This is a genomic window from Salinispirillum sp. LH 10-3-1 (genome assembly GCF_030643825.1).
Lineage (GTDB): Bacteria > Pseudomonadota > Gammaproteobacteria > Pseudomonadales > Natronospirillaceae > Salinispirillum.
The window spans coordinates 2414692-2430251 of record NZ_CP101717.1; the positions used below are offsets into that span (position 1 = coordinate 2414692).

Genomic DNA, 15560 nt, shown 5'->3' on the forward strand with positions numbered 1-15560 from the left:
GTACATATATTGCCCTGCAAAGTTGCTCTCTCACCCTCTAAATTTGACCTCTCCCCCTCAAGCAAGTACGCTTAACTTCATTGAACGGTCATTCAATTTACTTTTTCACCATCGTTTTTTGTAGTTGAGAGCTTTATGCCACGCATTGATATTGAGCCCATTCGCCGCCGCCAGTTGATTAATGCGGTGTTGGAAGTGATCGGTGAGTACGGTTTTCAGGGCACTACCATGGGCCGCATCAGTGCACAGTCTGGTATGTCGGTGGGCATTGTCAGCCACTATTTCGGCGGTAAGCAGGGTTTGCTCGAAGCAGCCATGCGCCACTTGTTGACTGAGTTGCACCAAGACCTTATGAGCAACATTGCGGCGCGTTCCAGTTCGCCGCGTGACCGCCTGATGGCGATTGTTGAAACGAATTTTTCCAGCGTGCAGACCAATCCAAAAGCTGCGCGTACTTGGTTGGTATTTTGGTCGCAGTCGGTACACGACCCCGAGCTGGCGCGCTTACAGCAGGTGAACGAACGCCGCCTGTACGCCAACCTGGTTTACTCATTACGCCCGCTGCTGCCCGAAAGCTGGCTGCGTGGCACCGCACAAACCATCGCGGCTTTGATCGACGGGTTTTGGTTACGCGCGGCATTGAGTGAAGGCCGTATTGATTCCGAGCAGGCCATGCGCCTGTGTAAAGCCTATATTGATCAGGTGCTGGCCGACGGCCAAAAGCACCGGTCTGTCTGATTCCGAAGGAGTTTTCATGTCTGACCTCACCCTGCACTCTTGGGTTAATGGCGCGCCCTTACCAAACACTAACGGCGATACCTTTGCTGTCATCAACCCGGCTACGGGTGCTGAGCTGTATCAAGTTGAGCAAGCCGACGAATCAGTAATGGCTGCGGCCATTGAGTCCGCACAGCAAGGCTTTGAGGTGTGGTCAAAAACGCCTGCTATTGAACGTGCCCGCATTCTGCGCCGCGCCGCCGACTTGCTGCGCGAGCACAATGATCGCTTGGCCGCCATAGAGGTGCTGGATACCGGTAAACCTTGGCAAGAAGCCAGCGTGGTCGATGTAATGACGGGCGCGGACGCGATCGAGTTCTTTGCCGGTGAAGCACCGGGAATGGAAGGCAACAGCCAGCCCATCGGCAACGACTTCTACTACACGCGGCGCGAGCCCTTGGGTATTTGCGCGGGCATCGGTGCATGGAACTACCCGTTACAAATCGCTTGCTGGAAAGCCGCACCGGCGCTCGCGGCGGGCAACAGCATGATCTTCAAGCCTTCGGAAGAAACGCCACGCGGTGCCCTTGAGCTGGCCATGATCTTCCAACAAGCAGGCTTGCCCGACGGTGTGTTCAACGTGGTACAGGGTGACTACCGAGTGGGCCAGATGCTGACCGCCGCGCCAGAAATCGCCAAGGTGTCTTTCACCGGTGAAGCCGGTACGGGTCGCACGGTGATGGGAGACGCGGCGAAAACACTGAAGTCGGTAACGATGGAGCTGGGCGGCAAGTCACCGCTGATCATCTTTGACGACGCAGACTTGGAAAACGCCGTGTCGGGCGCCATGCTCGGTAACTTCTACACCCAGGGCGAAATCTGTACCAATGGTACGCGGGTATTTGTGCAACGCGGCATTTACGACGCGTTCTTGCAGCGCTTGTTAGAACGCACCCGAAACAATGTGGTGGCGGGCGACCCCATGCACCCCGACACCAACTTCGGCGCACTGATTTCAGCCGGGCATCTAGAAAAGGTGTTGGGCTTTATTGAACAAGGTAAAGCGGAAGGTGCTACCTGCGCCATCGGTGGTGAACGCTTAACTGCGGGTGCATTGGCCGACGGGTATTTTGTAGCTCCCACGGTGTTCACCGACTGCACCGACGACATGACCATTGTGCAGGAAGAGATTTTTGGCCCGGTGATGACGGTACTGGTATTTGACGACGAGAACGAAGTCATCGAGCGCGCCAACGACACCGAATACGGCTTGGCCGCCGGGGTGTTCACGCGTGACATTCAACGCGCCCACCGGGTTATTCATCAGCTGGAAGCCGGAATTTGTTGGATCAACGCTTACGGCAATTCACCCGCCGAAATGCCGGTTGGCGGCTACAAGCTGTCTGGTTTGGGCCGCGAGAACGGCCGTGAAACCCTGACCCATTACACCCAGATCAAGTCCATTTATGTGGGCTTGGGCGATATCGACGCGCCCTTTTAAACCCACCGGAAGACGACAGATTACCCCATGACATTTGATCAAACTCACGACTACATCATCGTTGGCACCGGCTCTGCGGGTTGCGTGCTGGCTAACCGCCTATCGGAAGACGCCGACGCACGCGTGCTGGTATTAGAAGCAGGACGCAAAGACGATACGTGGAAAATCCACATGCCTGCCGCCCTGATGTACAACCTCAAGGGCGACCGCTACAACTGGTACTACCACACCGAACCGCAAGAACACATGAACAACCGCAAGCTGTATTGGCCGCGCGGCAAGGTGTGGGGCGGTGGTTCATCCTTGAACGCCATGGTGTACATTCGCGGCCACGCGTACGACTACGACCGATGGGCCGAGGAAGGCGCGGACGGTTGGCGTTATGCCGATATCCTGCCGTACTTTCGCAAAGCCGAAACCCGCGAACAGGGTGCGGACGACTATCGCGGTGGTGAAGGCCCGTTGAACGTGCACACGGGCGACGAGCCCAACCCGCTGTTTGATGCGTTCTTACAGGCGACTCAGCAAGCGGGCTACCCGGCGACCGAGGACATGAACGGTTTCCAGCAGGAAGGCTTCGGCAAGATGGACATGACCATCAAACAAGGCAAGCGTTGGAACACCGCGCAAGCCTATTTGCGTCCGGTATTGGCACGCCCGAATTTGAAGGCGGAAGTCGGTGCCATGGTCACCCGCGTGCTGTTTGAAGGTCAGCGTGCAGTGGGTGTGGAATACCAGCAGAACGGCAAAACCGTGCGCGTGCGCGCTGAACGCGAAGTAATTCTGTCGGGTGGTGCGATCAATTCGCCTCAACTGCTGATGCTGTCTGGCATTGGCCCCGCTGAAGACTTAAAAGCGCTGGGCATCGAGGTCAAACAAGACCTGCCCGGTGTAGGGCAGAACCTGCAAGACCACCTTGAGCTGTACGTGCAACAAGCCTGTACGCAGCCCATCACCCTGTACAAATACACCACCCAGCCGGGCATGGCGTTGTCGGGTATGCAGTGGTTCATCAATAACGATTGGGGCGCATGCCGTACCGCGCACTTGGAAGCGGGCGGTTTCATTCGCTCTGAGCCCGGCGTGCGTCACCCGGACATTCAGTACCACTTTCTGCCGTCGCAGGTGATCGACCACGGGCGCAAAAACCCCGAGCTGCACGCGTACCAAGCCCACGTGGGGCCAATGCGTCCTACCAGCACGGGCTTTTTGAAGTTGCGTTCGAGCGACCCGACCGAGCATCCATTGATTCAGCCTAACCTGCTGAGCACCGAGCGTGACCGCTGGGAAATGCGCCAGTCGGTGAAGCTCACGCGCGAGATCTTTGCTCAAGACGCGTTCAAACCTTTTCGGGGCGAGGAATACCTGCCCGGTAAAGATGTGCAGACCGACCAAGAAATTGATGCCTTCGTGCGTGCACACGCCGACAGTGCTTACCACCCTTCGTGTACCTGCAAAATGGGCGCAGCCAGTGACCCTATGGCGGTGGTGGATGCCGAAGCGCGGGTGTTTGGTATTGAAGGCTTACGCGTCGTCGACGCCAGTATTATGCCCAGCATTGTGAGCGGCAACTTAAATGCCCCCACCATTATGCTGGCCGAAAAATGCGCGGACCACATTCGTGGCCGTACGCCTTTGGCGCCATCTAATGCACCCGTTTGGGAACACCCGGAGTACCAGACGGCGCAGCGATAAATCGTGGAAACCGCTTGAACGGAGCAGCGCTCGCCCCCATGATTACAGGCACCCTCTTTAAGTAGTTGCTGTGTCTATGTCGGAAAACGGTCTGCGACAAAAATTCTCGCGCCTGCTCATCTTACTTCGTATTTGGCGTTTTTCCGGTCGAGTAATCCGAGCATTTATGCGCAACCGTGGCATTCTGTTGGCGGGTGGTGTGGGCTATAACGTGCTGCTGTCCACCATTCCGCTATTCGCGTTGCTTGTGGTTCTGCTGACGCACATTGTTGACGAGCAAGACCTGCTGAACATCATGGCCATTCAGGTGCAGCATCTAGCACCGGGTTATGCCACGCTCTTGTTGGATACGGTGCAGGCCTTATTGGATTCGCGCGATACCATCGGGGTGCTGGGCATTGTGGTGCTGCTGTTCTTCAGCTCCTTTGCCTTTCGTATGCTCGACGATTCCATGGCGATCATCTTCCACCGGCCCGACGTGCTAGCCAGACGCAGCACCTGGGTATCGGTCGCGCTGCCGTATGCCTTTATGTTGGTGGTGGGTGCAGGCCTGCTGGCCTTGACCATGTTGTTCACCCTGCTCAGCAGCTTCACCGATTATCTGTCGGACATGTTTGACGTCAACCTGCCGCTATCGACCGCACCAGTCTACTTGCTGAATTTTGCCAGTTTCGTCGGTATGGCTACCCTGTTTACTGGCATCTATAAGGTGTTGCCGGTGGTGCAGGTCGCTTGGCGGCGGGCGCTGGTGGGTGGCTTTGTGGCTGCCTTGCTATGGGAAGGCGCGCGTTTCTTCCTGTTGTACTACTTCGCCAACATCTCTTATGTAAACGTCATCTATGGTTCGGTCACTACGGTCATCGTTGTCTTGATCAGTCTAGAAATAGCGGCGGTTATTCTGCTGTTGGGCGCGCAGGTGATTGCGGAGCTGGAGCGCAGTGCACGACATGCTGTACCGTGGCACAAAGACCCACGCCACGCCGAACAACGCCGGATGGATGACCGCCGGGCGAAACGACACTGAGCACCGAGGAGCAGCGATGAAACTGGTTGTGCGCATTTTAATCGCGTTGGTGCTGTTTGTCGTTGTTTTCACCGGCCTGTACTTGAACCGTGGTGAAGGCTTGTTGGGGCAGTGGCTACAGCCTGAAAGCCGCGCCTTGCTGCTGGTACTGACGTCGTCCTTGTATGCATTGGTGTTGGCGGTGCCCTTTGTACCGGGCGTCGAATTGGGCTGGATGATCATGGGGCTGTTTGGTCGTATCGGCATCGTGGCTGCGTGGCTAAGCACAGTACTGGGGCTCAGCATCAGTTATTGGGTCGCACGACGGCTGTCCGACCACCCCCAACTGCAACGTTTGCATGATGCGCGCGACAGTTTGATGGCAACGCCTAAAGAAGATTTATCGATGAGCCAGCGCTTCTTAGCCGCCGGTGTCTGCCTGTACGAAAAGCACCCGTACCTGTTTATCTTTGTGACCCTGAACCTGCCCGGCAATTGGCTGATTGGCGGTGGCGGCGGTATTGCCGCGACGGCCGGCATCATGCCCAAGGTGGGCTACCTGCGTTTTGTGCTGACCTGTGCGGTCGCCACCGGCATTGTGCCTGTGCTGTTGTGGCTGGGCTTGGCCAATATTCCAGTCAATCAATAAACCGCGCCTTCACCTTTTCGTTGATTTCCGCCACCGGCACAATAATCCCCAGTTCAAGAGCGTTCCCAAAATCAGCATCAAAGACCGTTTCGCCACACCAAATGCCGGTCGACAACGACATGTAGGACTGCAAGACCGGTGGGATGCTCATGTCGTAAGGTATCAATGAATCGCGCAGTTGGCGAATACGCTCGTCGGCAGAGTCGTTAGCTGACAGCGCCGGAGCGGCTTGCTTGGGTTCATAGCGGCAGGTATCGCGCGCTACCAGGTAGGGTTCTGGCGGGGCATAGTGCGCCTGCATGGTGCTGACCAACAAGTCTCGGCCGGTGTTGTTCAGGGTTTGGTACAGCGACACATTGCCAAAGAAATACTGCACCTCAGGATGTTTACGTAACAAAGCACCCAAACCTACCCAAGTGGCGAAGAAGCCCAACGCGCCTTTTTTGGCGGCCCGGTTAACCACCGAGCGGCCCAATTCAATGGCATAGGGCAGGATGTTGCGCTGGAACGAAGCCGAATAGTCAAACAGTCCATAGGTACGCAGGCACTCGGGGCCAAAGACGGCAGCCTTGGCACCTTGCTGATAGCGGTACATGGCGACCATTTCTTGGTGTTCGGGGTCCCACGCCACCAACTGCGAGTAGCACTGTTCGCCATAGTCACGATGATCGAGGTCCAGCTCCTCGCCTCTCCCGGCACCGACGGCCCGGAAACCGGCTTCACGCAGTCGCCCTATTTCCTGCATAGCGGCTGGGCATTCGTCGCCGGTAAAACTGTAGATATTCAGGCCACGAAACTGTGCCAACGGTACCAATGCGGCGAGTTCTTGCGCAACGCTGTTGGCGGTAACATGTTGGCCCGCCTGAGCAGACGTAAGTTGATGAGCAATTGTCATGAAGAAGTCTCCTTCAATACAAGGGAAGACATAGCCTGCGCGAGCGCCGGATGCGGACGCGTCAGCCGGTCATAGTGCGCACGGACAACCGCCATGCGCTGTTGATCGTTCGGCGCGAGCTGTTCGAGTTCCTCGGCACGGATGGTTTCCCCCACGCACACACCGAAGGTGCGAGTGGCGGGTTTCAACAGCTCGCGCGGCAACAAGGCCATTTCAAGGTTCAAGGCCACATTGAAGCGCTGGCGCAGCGCCGCGACGCCATGAAACCACCGTGAATTCGTGCCTTCCAAGTGAATGGGCACCAGTAAGCGACCAAAGCGTCGAGCCAGAGTCACAGGCATGCTGTGCCATTCAAAGTCGGTCAACTTGCCCTGTTGTTTGCGAGCGGTGCGCCCGGCCGGGAACACTAAAATAGCGGCGTCGGTGGCAAAGGCGGCGTGCAGATTACGCACTGACTGGCGCGACGACCGATAACGATCCACCGGCACGACCAAGGACTTCATCGGTGGAATCAAGGTCAGCAAATCCGTCACCACGACCTTCACTTCCGGGTAGTAACTTTGCAGCCACGCCAGCAGAATAAGGCCGTCCAAGCCACCGGTCGGGTGATTCGCCACAAATACCGGCCGTGCAGCGACTGCAGGTAGCGCTGTACCATTAAGCACCTGTGCGCTAACGCCCAGGCGCTGCAACACCTGCGCCGGGAAACGGCGCGTATTGGTGTCCGACAAGGCCATCAAGGCCTGGTTGAATTGGCGCACTTGCGTTACCTTCCACAAAAGCCGCAACAACAGCCGCATCGGTGAGCCACGCAATCGTTGCCAGAGTGCCGGGTTTTTGTCCTGCAACAACCGTTCAACGTCTACCGGCGGTGCAGCGGGTGGTACAACAGGCTCACTGTGCGGCAGGGGCTGCCAGTGGGTTTCTAACGTCTGCATGCTCGTCGGTTCGGCACCCGATACGGGCGTGCCCGGCCAATATTCCATGCGTGTTGAACCCGGTTGCACCTGAATGCGCGTCAGGCTCACTGTGGAGCGGTCGCGCCGGCTCATAGCCACCGATGCCCACGGCATACACCGATGGCGCACGCAATGCGCCTGCAGTTGGTGTTCGGGCGTCCAGGTTCGCCAACCTTGGGGTTCGGTTGCCCAACGTGAGAAAAAATACCGCCGCAGCAGGGGAATCCACTGCGGCAGTAAGGAGGAAGTACTGAACGGCGAGCTGGGTGCTACCGTCTCTGACCACGCCTGCGTCGACCAACGCCAGCACAGCGGCTCTTGGGTTTGCCAAAAAACAAAGACCACGCAGGGTGCGAAGTCCATTGGCGCGGTATTCTGCAACAGCGAACGCACCGCCATCGGCGTGGCGCAAGCACTCAGAGCGCGTACCAAGCGGCCACGGCTCTGGGTAGCGGTGCTGGTCCGGTGTTGTTGTTCAGCAGCATAGTCGTTCAGCAAGCAAATCGTTAGCCCTTGGTCGTTGGTGGCCAGCCAAAAGCCGTCACCTTCGGGGTCACGCGGCGCCAATATCTTGCGCCCGCCTTCATTGAACACAGACGGCGGCTCGGCTGCGATGCGATTGCGCCGTTCATCCCGGCTGAACACAATGTTCAATGCGCCTTGGTGATGCTGCCAACTTAGGGTGCACATATTGGCTGCTCCGCGCTCTGCAACGCTTCATGGCGGCGGGTTGAGGGATTAACGCCAAAACCCGGTGGCATGGCGCCGCCCTGTATCACCACCAGCATCTCCACCAAGGCAAAATGGTGAATGCTGTGTTGGGTGAGAAACACGAGCTCACGAGCCAAGGTAGTGGCAACGGGTGCATTGCCATCGTCTGTGCAGTAGTCCAGCGTGAGCGTCCGGTCGCCCTGTTGCAGGTGTGGTGCCAACGCTTGCTGGACACGCTGTAACAGCGTCAAAGCATGCTGTGGGTCGGCTTCTACGAGCGGGTCACGCTGGCGGTGTTCGTAATCGATGTCGGTGCCACCGGATAAGGCGGTGGACAAGGCGAGATAGTGATCCAAGATATGCCGCACATGGCGGCCCGGCGTCTGCCCGTGTGGCAGTGGCGCACAACGGCCGCTGTATTCCTTGTGGCTCACTTGCGCCAGCCAGTGCTCTAAGCGCTGCATGACACCGATGGCTTCGTGCCACAACACGCTCATGTCGGTCCGTGCCCGTTGGTTGCTGTCCATCAATCTTCCCTCGGCATGTTGGCGATACTATTGCCTTTGACATCGTTGAGCGCCCAGTCGTAGTCGAGAAAACGTATGCGAATGTTGTCATTGGTTAACGCGGCACGTTGATCCGTCGGTACGCCCAACTCGTCGGCGTACAACGCAAGAAACGCCCCCAGTGACTCAGCACCACCCCAGCCTGCTTCGAAGTCGCTGCGATACCAACGGAATATGGAGGAGACTTCTAAGCTGCCATCGGCCCAGCGGTTACGCGTCTTATCGTTCAGAAACCAGCGCGTGGCACGGTCAAGCTGGTCTTCCAGGTCAGCACCGGTGAAGGCCTCCGTTAACAGTGCCGGGCAGCCAATACTGGCGCAGTTAACAGCGAAGTGAATGCGCGGCTCGTCATAACCGGCGTAGTCTCTGCTTTCGCCACGAATCATATCGTGCTCGACTTCATCCAAGGTGCGCTCGGCACCGAACAAGGGAATAAAGCGTTGTTTCCACGGCGAGCGTAAGAAGCTCCCCAGTTCGCGAATGGAATCCAGATCCGGGTAGCGCGTCAGAATCAATTCAACCGTCCACGCGTTATAGACGTTGATTAAGAATGCCAATTGCTCGTCGCCGGACCACTCGTCAAACTCCGCTTCCGTGACCGCCGACAGACTACTGAGGTAACGGGTTAACTCGGCGCGGTCGTTAGCAAAACCGGCGTAATCCACGGCTGTGGCGCGGTTTTCATTGAAGGGAACCACGTGCTTTTGCAGCAGGGCTGTCCACGGTGAATGATCAAACGCCAAGGCGCTTAGCGGTAAAAAAAGACTCAACACCGCACCTGCGAACAGTGCAAAAATTCGACCTTTCATCAGCAGTACATCTCCATCGGCTAGGCTTCAAACTCTCCTTTTGACCAGCGAACCATCAATTAGTTCAAACTCCCATTTCACGGGCGAAGCGGCCGGAAATTACTGTTATACTTTGTAACCAGAAATACGCGCTAGGCGACAAGCACGTCGCCGTCACACAGCAGGGGAAGAGCTTATGGCTTACACAGTCATCGCCGACGAACTCAGAGAAGCCATGGCACAGGATGATGTGCAGACCATGGAACAACTGGTTGCCGATATGCAACCCGCCGACTTTGCCGAATTCATTCAAGAACACCCTGTTGAAACCAGCTTAAAGCTCTTGTCCTGTTTGCCCATCAAGCAGCGCGCGGAAACCTTTGGTTATTTCAGTGAGAATGACCAGCGCGAACTTGCTGAGCACATGGACGAATCGGCCCTGGCGAACCTGTTCATTCACATGAACTCGGACGAGCGCGCCGACTTATTCAACCTGCTACAAGACGAACTGAAAGCCGATTTGATGCGCCGTTTAGCGCGCAACGAACGCGAAGATTTGCGTCGCCTATCGAGCTATGAAGAAGGCACCGCCGGGTCCATCATGACCAGCGACTATGTGGCCGTGCCTGCCCAGTCGACCATCGCACAGGCTTTTGAGATTGTCCGGTCAACCGCGCCGGATGCTGAAACCATTTACGATATCTACAGCATCGACCACATGGGTCGGCTGATGGGGGCTACGTCGCTGCGCGAGCTGATTCTGGCGCGTTCTACAGCGCGGCTGGAAGCCATCATGACCACCGAGCTGATCAGCGCGACCGTGGACACGCCGCAGGAAGAAGTAGCGCGTTTGATTTCACGTTACGACTTACTGGCGTTGCCGATCATCGACAACGATGCACGCCTCGTCGGCATCGTGACCTACGATGACGCGATGGATGTTGCCGAACAAGAAGCCACGGAAGACATTCACAAGGGTGCCTCGGTTGGACGCTTGGACGACGGCTTTGGCCGCGCCCGCCTGCGTGACCTGTACCGCACGCGGATTGTCTGGCTGGTACTGCTGGTGTTTGGCAATTTGTTCTCTGGCATGGGGATCGCATTTTTCGAAGACACCATCGCCGCGCACGTGGCCTTGGTGTTCTTCTTACCCCTGTTGATAGGCAGTGGCGGCAACGCGGGCGCGCAAGCCTCGACACTGATGGTGCGGGGTATCGCCACGGGCGACGTTGGGGTATCCGATTGGGCGCGCCTGCTCGGCCGTGAGTTGTTTGTTGCCTTGGCACTCGGCGTGACCATGGCTCTGGCGGTATCGCCGATTGGATTCTGGCGTGGCGGTGAAGACATCGCCTTTGTGGTCGGTGCTTCGATGATCAGCGTGGTTGTGCTCGGCAGCCTGATCGGCATCTGCCTGCCCTTTATTCTCAACCACATTGGCTGGGACCCGGCCACCGCCAGCGCGCCATTAGTAACGACGCTGATCGATGCGTGCGGGGTAATCATTTACTTCAGTATTGCAGCGGCGGTACTGGATCTGCCTTCGCTCTTTTAGCGTAGTCACAACGGTTCAAACATTCATTATTGGCGTTGGCTAAGACACAGGATCACGACATGAAGTTTAAGGGCATAGCAGACTACTCCCACGCACAGGCAGACAAAACCGGTATTCTGATTACTAACTTGGGCACCCCTGACGCCGCCGAAAGCGGCGCGGTGCGTCGGTATTTGCGCGAGTTTTTGTCCGATTCACGTGTGGTGGAAATTCCCAAGGCCATTTGGTGGTTTATTCTCAACGGCATTATCTTGGCTATTCGTCCGGCTCGTTCTGCTAAGAACTACCGTACGGTATGGACCGAGCGCGGCTCGCCATTGCTGTATCACACCGCCGACCAATGCGCAGGGGTGCGCGCCTACATGAAGGGCAAATACGGTGATGACGTGGTGGTGGAATTCGCCATGCGTTATGGCAATCCTTCTGTCTCGTCGGTGATTGAACGCATGCAGCAGCAAGGTGTGCGTCGCTTATTGGTGCTGCCGATGTACCCGCAGTATTCCGCCACCACTACGGCTTCAACCTTTGATGCCATTGCCAACGACTTCGCCAAGCGCCGTTGGATTCCCGAGCTACGCTTTATCAACCACTACCACGATTTCGAACCCTACATTGACGCCATGGCGGCGCACATTCAGGCGTATCAAGCCGAGCACGGCAAGCCGGAAAAACTGGTGTTGTCGTACCACGGTATTCCGAAGCGCAATTTGCTGGAGGGCGACCCCTACCATTGCGAGTGCTACAAGACCTCGCGCTTGTTAACCGAGAAGCTGGGCCTGACGCGCGATGACGTCATCACGACGTTTCAGTCTCGCTTTGGCAAACAGGAATGGTTGAAGCCGTATACGGATGCCACCATGAAGCAGTTGGGCGAAGACGGCGTGAAATCCATTCAGGTGTTCTGCCCGGGCTTTCCGTCCGACTGTTTGGAAACCATTGAAGAGATCGGCGAAGAGAACCGCGAGTATTTTGAAGAGGCTGGCGGTGAGCAGTTCGGGTACATACCCGCATTGAATGCAACCCCGGGTCACATTGATGCGTTGACCGCGCTACTGGAGCAGCATTTGAAAGGCTGGCAGCCGTTGGCGACGCAGGATAAAAGCACGAGCGTGCAGGAGCACGCTCGGTTGGCCGCTGCGAAGTAAGCTCATCGTTTAAAAAACGCCTGCACCGCAGCCATAAACTCCTGGCTGCGCAGGCGTTGCTGAAACACCTCGGCTTCGGCATCAATCACTTGCAGCACTTGCGCCTGCTCCGGCCCTTTCATCAACGCCTTGGCGGCTTGCATGGCTTCTGTCGGACGGCTCGCCAACTCGGCGGCCAACGCAGCTCCCGCCGCCAGCGTTTCACCGTCGGGCACCACACGGTTGATTAAGCCCGAGGTCAATGCCTCTTCCGCACCAAACTTATTACCCAACAACAACCATTCCGCCGCTTTCACATAACCCACTTGCCGTGGAATCAGCAATGACGATGCAAATTCCGGCACCAGTCCTAAATTCACAAACGGCAACTGAAACACCGCGCTCTCACCTGCAACGACTAAGTCACAATGCAACAGCAGGGTGGTGCCGATACCGACCGCCGAGCCATTTACGGCAGCGACCATGGGCTTGGGAAATACAGCGGCGGTGCGCAGAAAACGCAGTACTGGGGCGTCGCGGTCTTTGATCGGGTGCGCCATGAAGTCTTGCAAATCATTCCCTGCGGTAAAGCAGGTTTCGTCACCTTGGAACACCACAGCCCGCACCGTATTGTCTTCGGCGGCCTGCTCTAAGGCTTCGCGCATCGCGGTGTACATGGCTTCGGTGATGGCATTGCGTTTGGCAACGCGGTTGAACAGGATGGTCATAACCCCCTGTTCAGTTTGAGTCAGAATATCACTCATGCTGGCGTATCCGTTAGGCTGAGGAAGATAACGCACAGAGTACCGACTCTGTGCGTTCTGTACAGCAGATTACGAAACACGCAGACCGACCTTCAACCCAACTGGATTAATCGGCGTGGATAGCGGCTGGTCTTTGTCTGTTTGGCACGACCCACACATTAGTCGTCCACTTGCCAGCGCGTGGCATTCTGCTGCAACTCCCGTGCTGTTTTTTGCAGCTTCTCGCTCTCGTGGGCGTTTTTCTCAGCCTGTTCTTGTGAATGACGCGAGCTGTCGAACGACTCGGCCAATACTTTGGCAAGGTCACCCGTCATCATGCTCTGTTCATTCGACACCGACAGAATGTCTTCGTTCGCATGCACGATGGCCTGCAACGACTCGCCAATGGTGCTCAGGGCTTCTTGCGAGGCCTGTGCCGTTACCTCCAAGCCTTCCGAGCGCTGCTGCTCTGCCGTCATCATTTGCTGGGCTTTGTCGGTGTTGGTCAACAAACCGTCGATGATGTTTTGGATTTCCTCGGTCGCACCGCGCGAGCGCTGCGCCAGATTACGCACTTCATCGGCCACCACTGCAAAACCTCGGCCGTGCTCGCCTGCCCGCGCCGCTTCTATCGCTGCGTTCAAGGCCAGTAAGTTGGTCTGTTCGGCGATGTTAGAAATCACCTCCAGCACATGGCGAATCTGCTCAAAGTCATTCGCCAGCGTGTTGATGGTGGTGGCCGCTTCGTTTACGCCACGCGCCATTTGATGCACTTCGGAAATAACTTCCTGAATGGTCTTGGTGCTGGCGGTGATGTTGTCACGCGTACTGATGGTTACATCGGCGGTATTCCGTGCTTGTTCCGTAACGGTTTGCGCACTGCTGACCATGCCTTCAACCAAGCCTTCTGCCGAGGCATTGCGCTGGTTTTGCTCGTTCAATTGCTGGAGGGTCTGCTCTGAGCCTTGCGTCATCGCGGTTGAGGCGTCATTGACCGTTTCCGCTGCTTCACGCGTCAACTTAATGGAGTGTTGTATGTCATCCAACAATAGGTTCACGGCGGCGGATATCTGACCGAATTCATCAGACCCGGTTAGCGGGCTGCGCCGTGTGAGGTCGTGGTTCTGCTGAATACCGAGAATGGCCCCGCGCAACACGGCTACCGGGCGACTGAACGAACGCGCCATCCACAAAGCAGCGACAAAGGCGAGCACCAGCACCACCAAGGTCACAGCAATGGCGTAGCCTATGACCTCATTACGCAGGATACGACCGGCCGCTAAGGCTTCGCTAACGTCCATCTCGGTTACCAGTACCCATTCCGCACCAGAAAAGCGCAATGGCCCGTAGACGCCGATGACCGCATTGCCGAGCGGGTTGATGTAGCTCGCCACACCGCTGCGGCCTTGCAACGCGCGCTGGATACCGTCGCTGTCCATTTGCACCAAGCCCGACAGACTGCCACGGGCGTTGATCAACTGCTGACGGTCCGATGGTAAGCCCAGTTGCGCCATTGCAGCACCTGGATTGTCATCAAATTCACGCTTGCTCGACAGCAAGGTACGATTCGCGTTCAGCAAATAAGTATCGCCGGTGGCGCCTAAGCCTAAGGAAGCTCTGTCATCAAAATTCGACAAGGCGGCCTCGATCTGCTGCGCTTGGATACGGGCGACGAATACTCCAAGCATGGTGTCGGTGCCCGCTTCAAACATCGGCATGGCAAAGAATGCACTTTGCGCTCCCAAACCGGGCAGGTACGCACTGAAATCGACAAAAACCGGGCTACTGGTCGATGTACCCTCGACAGCTTGACGGAACGCCGTTTCCATACCGGTACCCACCAGAACGGGATGGTCGACATTGATACCGAAGTCCACCTGCTTGTTGACCGAATACACGATGTCGCCATCTACATTCACAAAATAGGCATCGGCAAAGCCATAAAAGTCGGTGAAACCGCGTATTTCGTCGTGGAATTCGCGGTGCGTGATGCTGTAGCGCGATTGATCACCTGCATCGACGATGTCCGCCCGCGCGTCCCACGCGCCCCCCGATTCAATCAGGTAGTAGTAATGCAACACCAGGCGAGGCCGGTCTATTTCCGCCAAATAGGCATTGGCGTCAAAGAGTAAGTCCGGCGCGACCTGCTGCAGGCGAGCTTTGAAGCCTGCCTCGAAAAAAGCGGCAAGTTCCGCGGTTTCCGCACTGACATCGGGCCTGTTGCGCACCACAACATTGAGCTGATAGCCACGATAAGCCGACGCAAACGCAGTAATGGCTCGTCGCCCTTGGCTGTTGGCTGCATAGCCTTCCACCTGCTGCTGCAAGGAACTGAGGTAATCGGCCAGTCGCTGGGCTTGGGTATCACTGACCAACTGCAAGCGCAGGTTCGCCTGCTCGGACAGCAGTTGCTGACCAGCTCGAATACTGGTTGAACTGATCATAATACTCGCGGCAATTGCGGCCATCAGAGACAGCCCTAAAATGACCACAAGAAGTTTTCTTTGAATACTCATGCGCCTTCCTACTGCTTAGTGTTACGGCATGCTGGACTGTCTGTGCTAACGACAGATTCATTGGACAGAAAGTAAAGCAAGAAACCGGCCACTGATCGCTATTGTTATAGTTGTGGTTCTGAGTCATGCGTCATATTTCAA

13 protein-coding genes are annotated in these 15560 nt (G+C 56.7%); 7 read left to right on the forward strand and 6 right to left on the reverse strand.

Going from position 1 to position 15560, the window contains the following annotated elements; translation table 11 throughout:
- Nucleotides 1-135: 135 nt before the first annotated feature.
- The 5 genes from betI to NFC81_RS10910 all read left to right on the forward strand — a co-directional run bounded on the left by betI (nucleotide 136) and on the right by NFC81_RS10910 (nucleotide 5565).
- A complete protein-coding gene (gene betI / locus NFC81_RS10890; RefSeq protein WP_304994513.1) occupies nucleotides 136-738 on the forward strand; it encodes a transcriptional regulator BetI in 603 nt (200 codons plus the stop codon).
- Between the two features lie 16 nt (nucleotides 739-754).
- Nucleotides 755-2218 (forward strand): betaine-aldehyde dehydrogenase, encoded by a 1464-nt coding sequence (gene betB, locus NFC81_RS10895; protein WP_304994514.1) that lies wholly within the window; start codon nucleotides 755-757, stop codon nucleotides 2216-2218.
- Between the two features lie 27 nt (nucleotides 2219-2245).
- Nucleotides 2246-3913: a choline dehydrogenase gene (gene betA / locus NFC81_RS10900; RefSeq protein ID WP_304994515.1), complete on the forward strand. Its 1668-nt coding sequence runs from the start codon at nucleotides 2246-2248 to the stop codon at nucleotides 3911-3913.
- A gap of 76 nt (nucleotides 3914-3989) precedes the next feature.
- Nucleotides 3990-4937: a YihY/virulence factor BrkB family protein gene (locus NFC81_RS10905; protein ID WP_304994516.1), complete on the forward strand. Its 948-nt coding sequence runs from the start codon at nucleotides 3990-3992 to the stop codon at nucleotides 4935-4937.
- Nucleotides 4938-4953: 16 nt separating this feature from the next.
- Nucleotides 4954-5565 (forward strand): hypothetical protein, encoded by a 612-nt coding sequence (locus tag NFC81_RS10910; RefSeq protein ID WP_304994517.1) that lies wholly within the window; start codon nucleotides 4954-4956, stop codon nucleotides 5563-5565.
- On the opposite strand, the gene NFC81_RS10915 is transcribed toward NFC81_RS10910, so the two are convergent.
- The 4 genes from NFC81_RS10915 to NFC81_RS10930 are packed head-to-tail and all read right to left on the reverse strand — an operon-like array spanning nucleotide 5555 to nucleotide 9505.
- Nucleotides 5555-6460, reverse strand: a complete 906-nt coding sequence (locus tag NFC81_RS10915) for a GNAT family N-acyltransferase (protein ID WP_304994518.1) — start codon at nucleotides 6458-6460, stop codon at nucleotides 5555-5557. The genes NFC81_RS10910 and NFC81_RS10915 overlap by 11 nt on opposite strands.
- The gene (locus NFC81_RS10920) at nucleotides 6457-8109 is read right to left on the reverse strand and encodes an NRDE family protein (RefSeq protein WP_304994519.1); all 1653 of its coding nucleotides are present in this window, start codon (nucleotides 8107-8109) and stop codon (nucleotides 6457-6459) included. Before NFC81_RS10920 ends, NFC81_RS10915 begins: the two co-directional genes overlap by 4 nt.
- Nucleotides 8097-8657, reverse strand: coding sequence for a DinB family protein (locus NFC81_RS10925; RefSeq protein ID WP_304994520.1), 561 nt, complete (start codon nucleotides 8655-8657; stop codon nucleotides 8097-8099). Before NFC81_RS10925 ends, NFC81_RS10920 begins: the two co-directional genes overlap by 13 nt.
- On the reverse strand, nucleotides 8657-9505 hold the full coding sequence (locus NFC81_RS10930; protein WP_304994521.1) for a DUF547 domain-containing protein: 849 nt from the start codon (nucleotides 9503-9505) through the stop codon (nucleotides 8657-8659). Before NFC81_RS10930 ends, NFC81_RS10925 begins: the two co-directional genes overlap by 1 nt.
- A 175-nt stretch (nucleotides 9506-9680) precedes the next feature.
- Here NFC81_RS10930 and mgtE point away from each other — a divergent pair, with 175 nt between their 5' ends.
- Together mgtE and hemH are read left to right on the forward strand one after the other, a co-directional pair.
- A complete protein-coding gene (mgtE, locus tag NFC81_RS10935) occupies nucleotides 9681-11036 on the forward strand; it encodes a magnesium transporter (protein ID WP_304994522.1) in 1356 nt (451 codons plus the stop codon).
- A gap of 59 nt (nucleotides 11037-11095) precedes the next feature.
- Complete coding sequence (gene hemH / locus NFC81_RS10940; RefSeq protein ID WP_304994523.1) at nucleotides 11096-12181, forward strand: ferrochelatase; 1086 nt, start codon at nucleotides 11096-11098, stop codon at nucleotides 12179-12181.
- A gap of 2 nt (nucleotides 12182-12183) precedes the next feature.
- Here hemH and NFC81_RS10945 read toward each other — a convergent pair whose 3' ends face one another.
- Together NFC81_RS10945 and NFC81_RS10950 are read right to left on the reverse strand one after the other, a co-directional pair.
- On the reverse strand, nucleotides 12184-12924 hold the full coding sequence (locus tag NFC81_RS10945; RefSeq protein ID WP_304994524.1) for an enoyl-CoA hydratase: 741 nt from the start codon (nucleotides 12922-12924) through the stop codon (nucleotides 12184-12186).
- 158 nt (nucleotides 12925-13082) lie between these two features.
- The gene (locus tag NFC81_RS10950) at nucleotides 13083-15419 is read right to left on the reverse strand and encodes a methyl-accepting chemotaxis protein (protein ID WP_304994525.1); all 2337 of its coding nucleotides are present in this window, start codon (nucleotides 15417-15419) and stop codon (nucleotides 13083-13085) included.
- Nucleotides 15420-15560 lie beyond the last annotated feature (141 nt).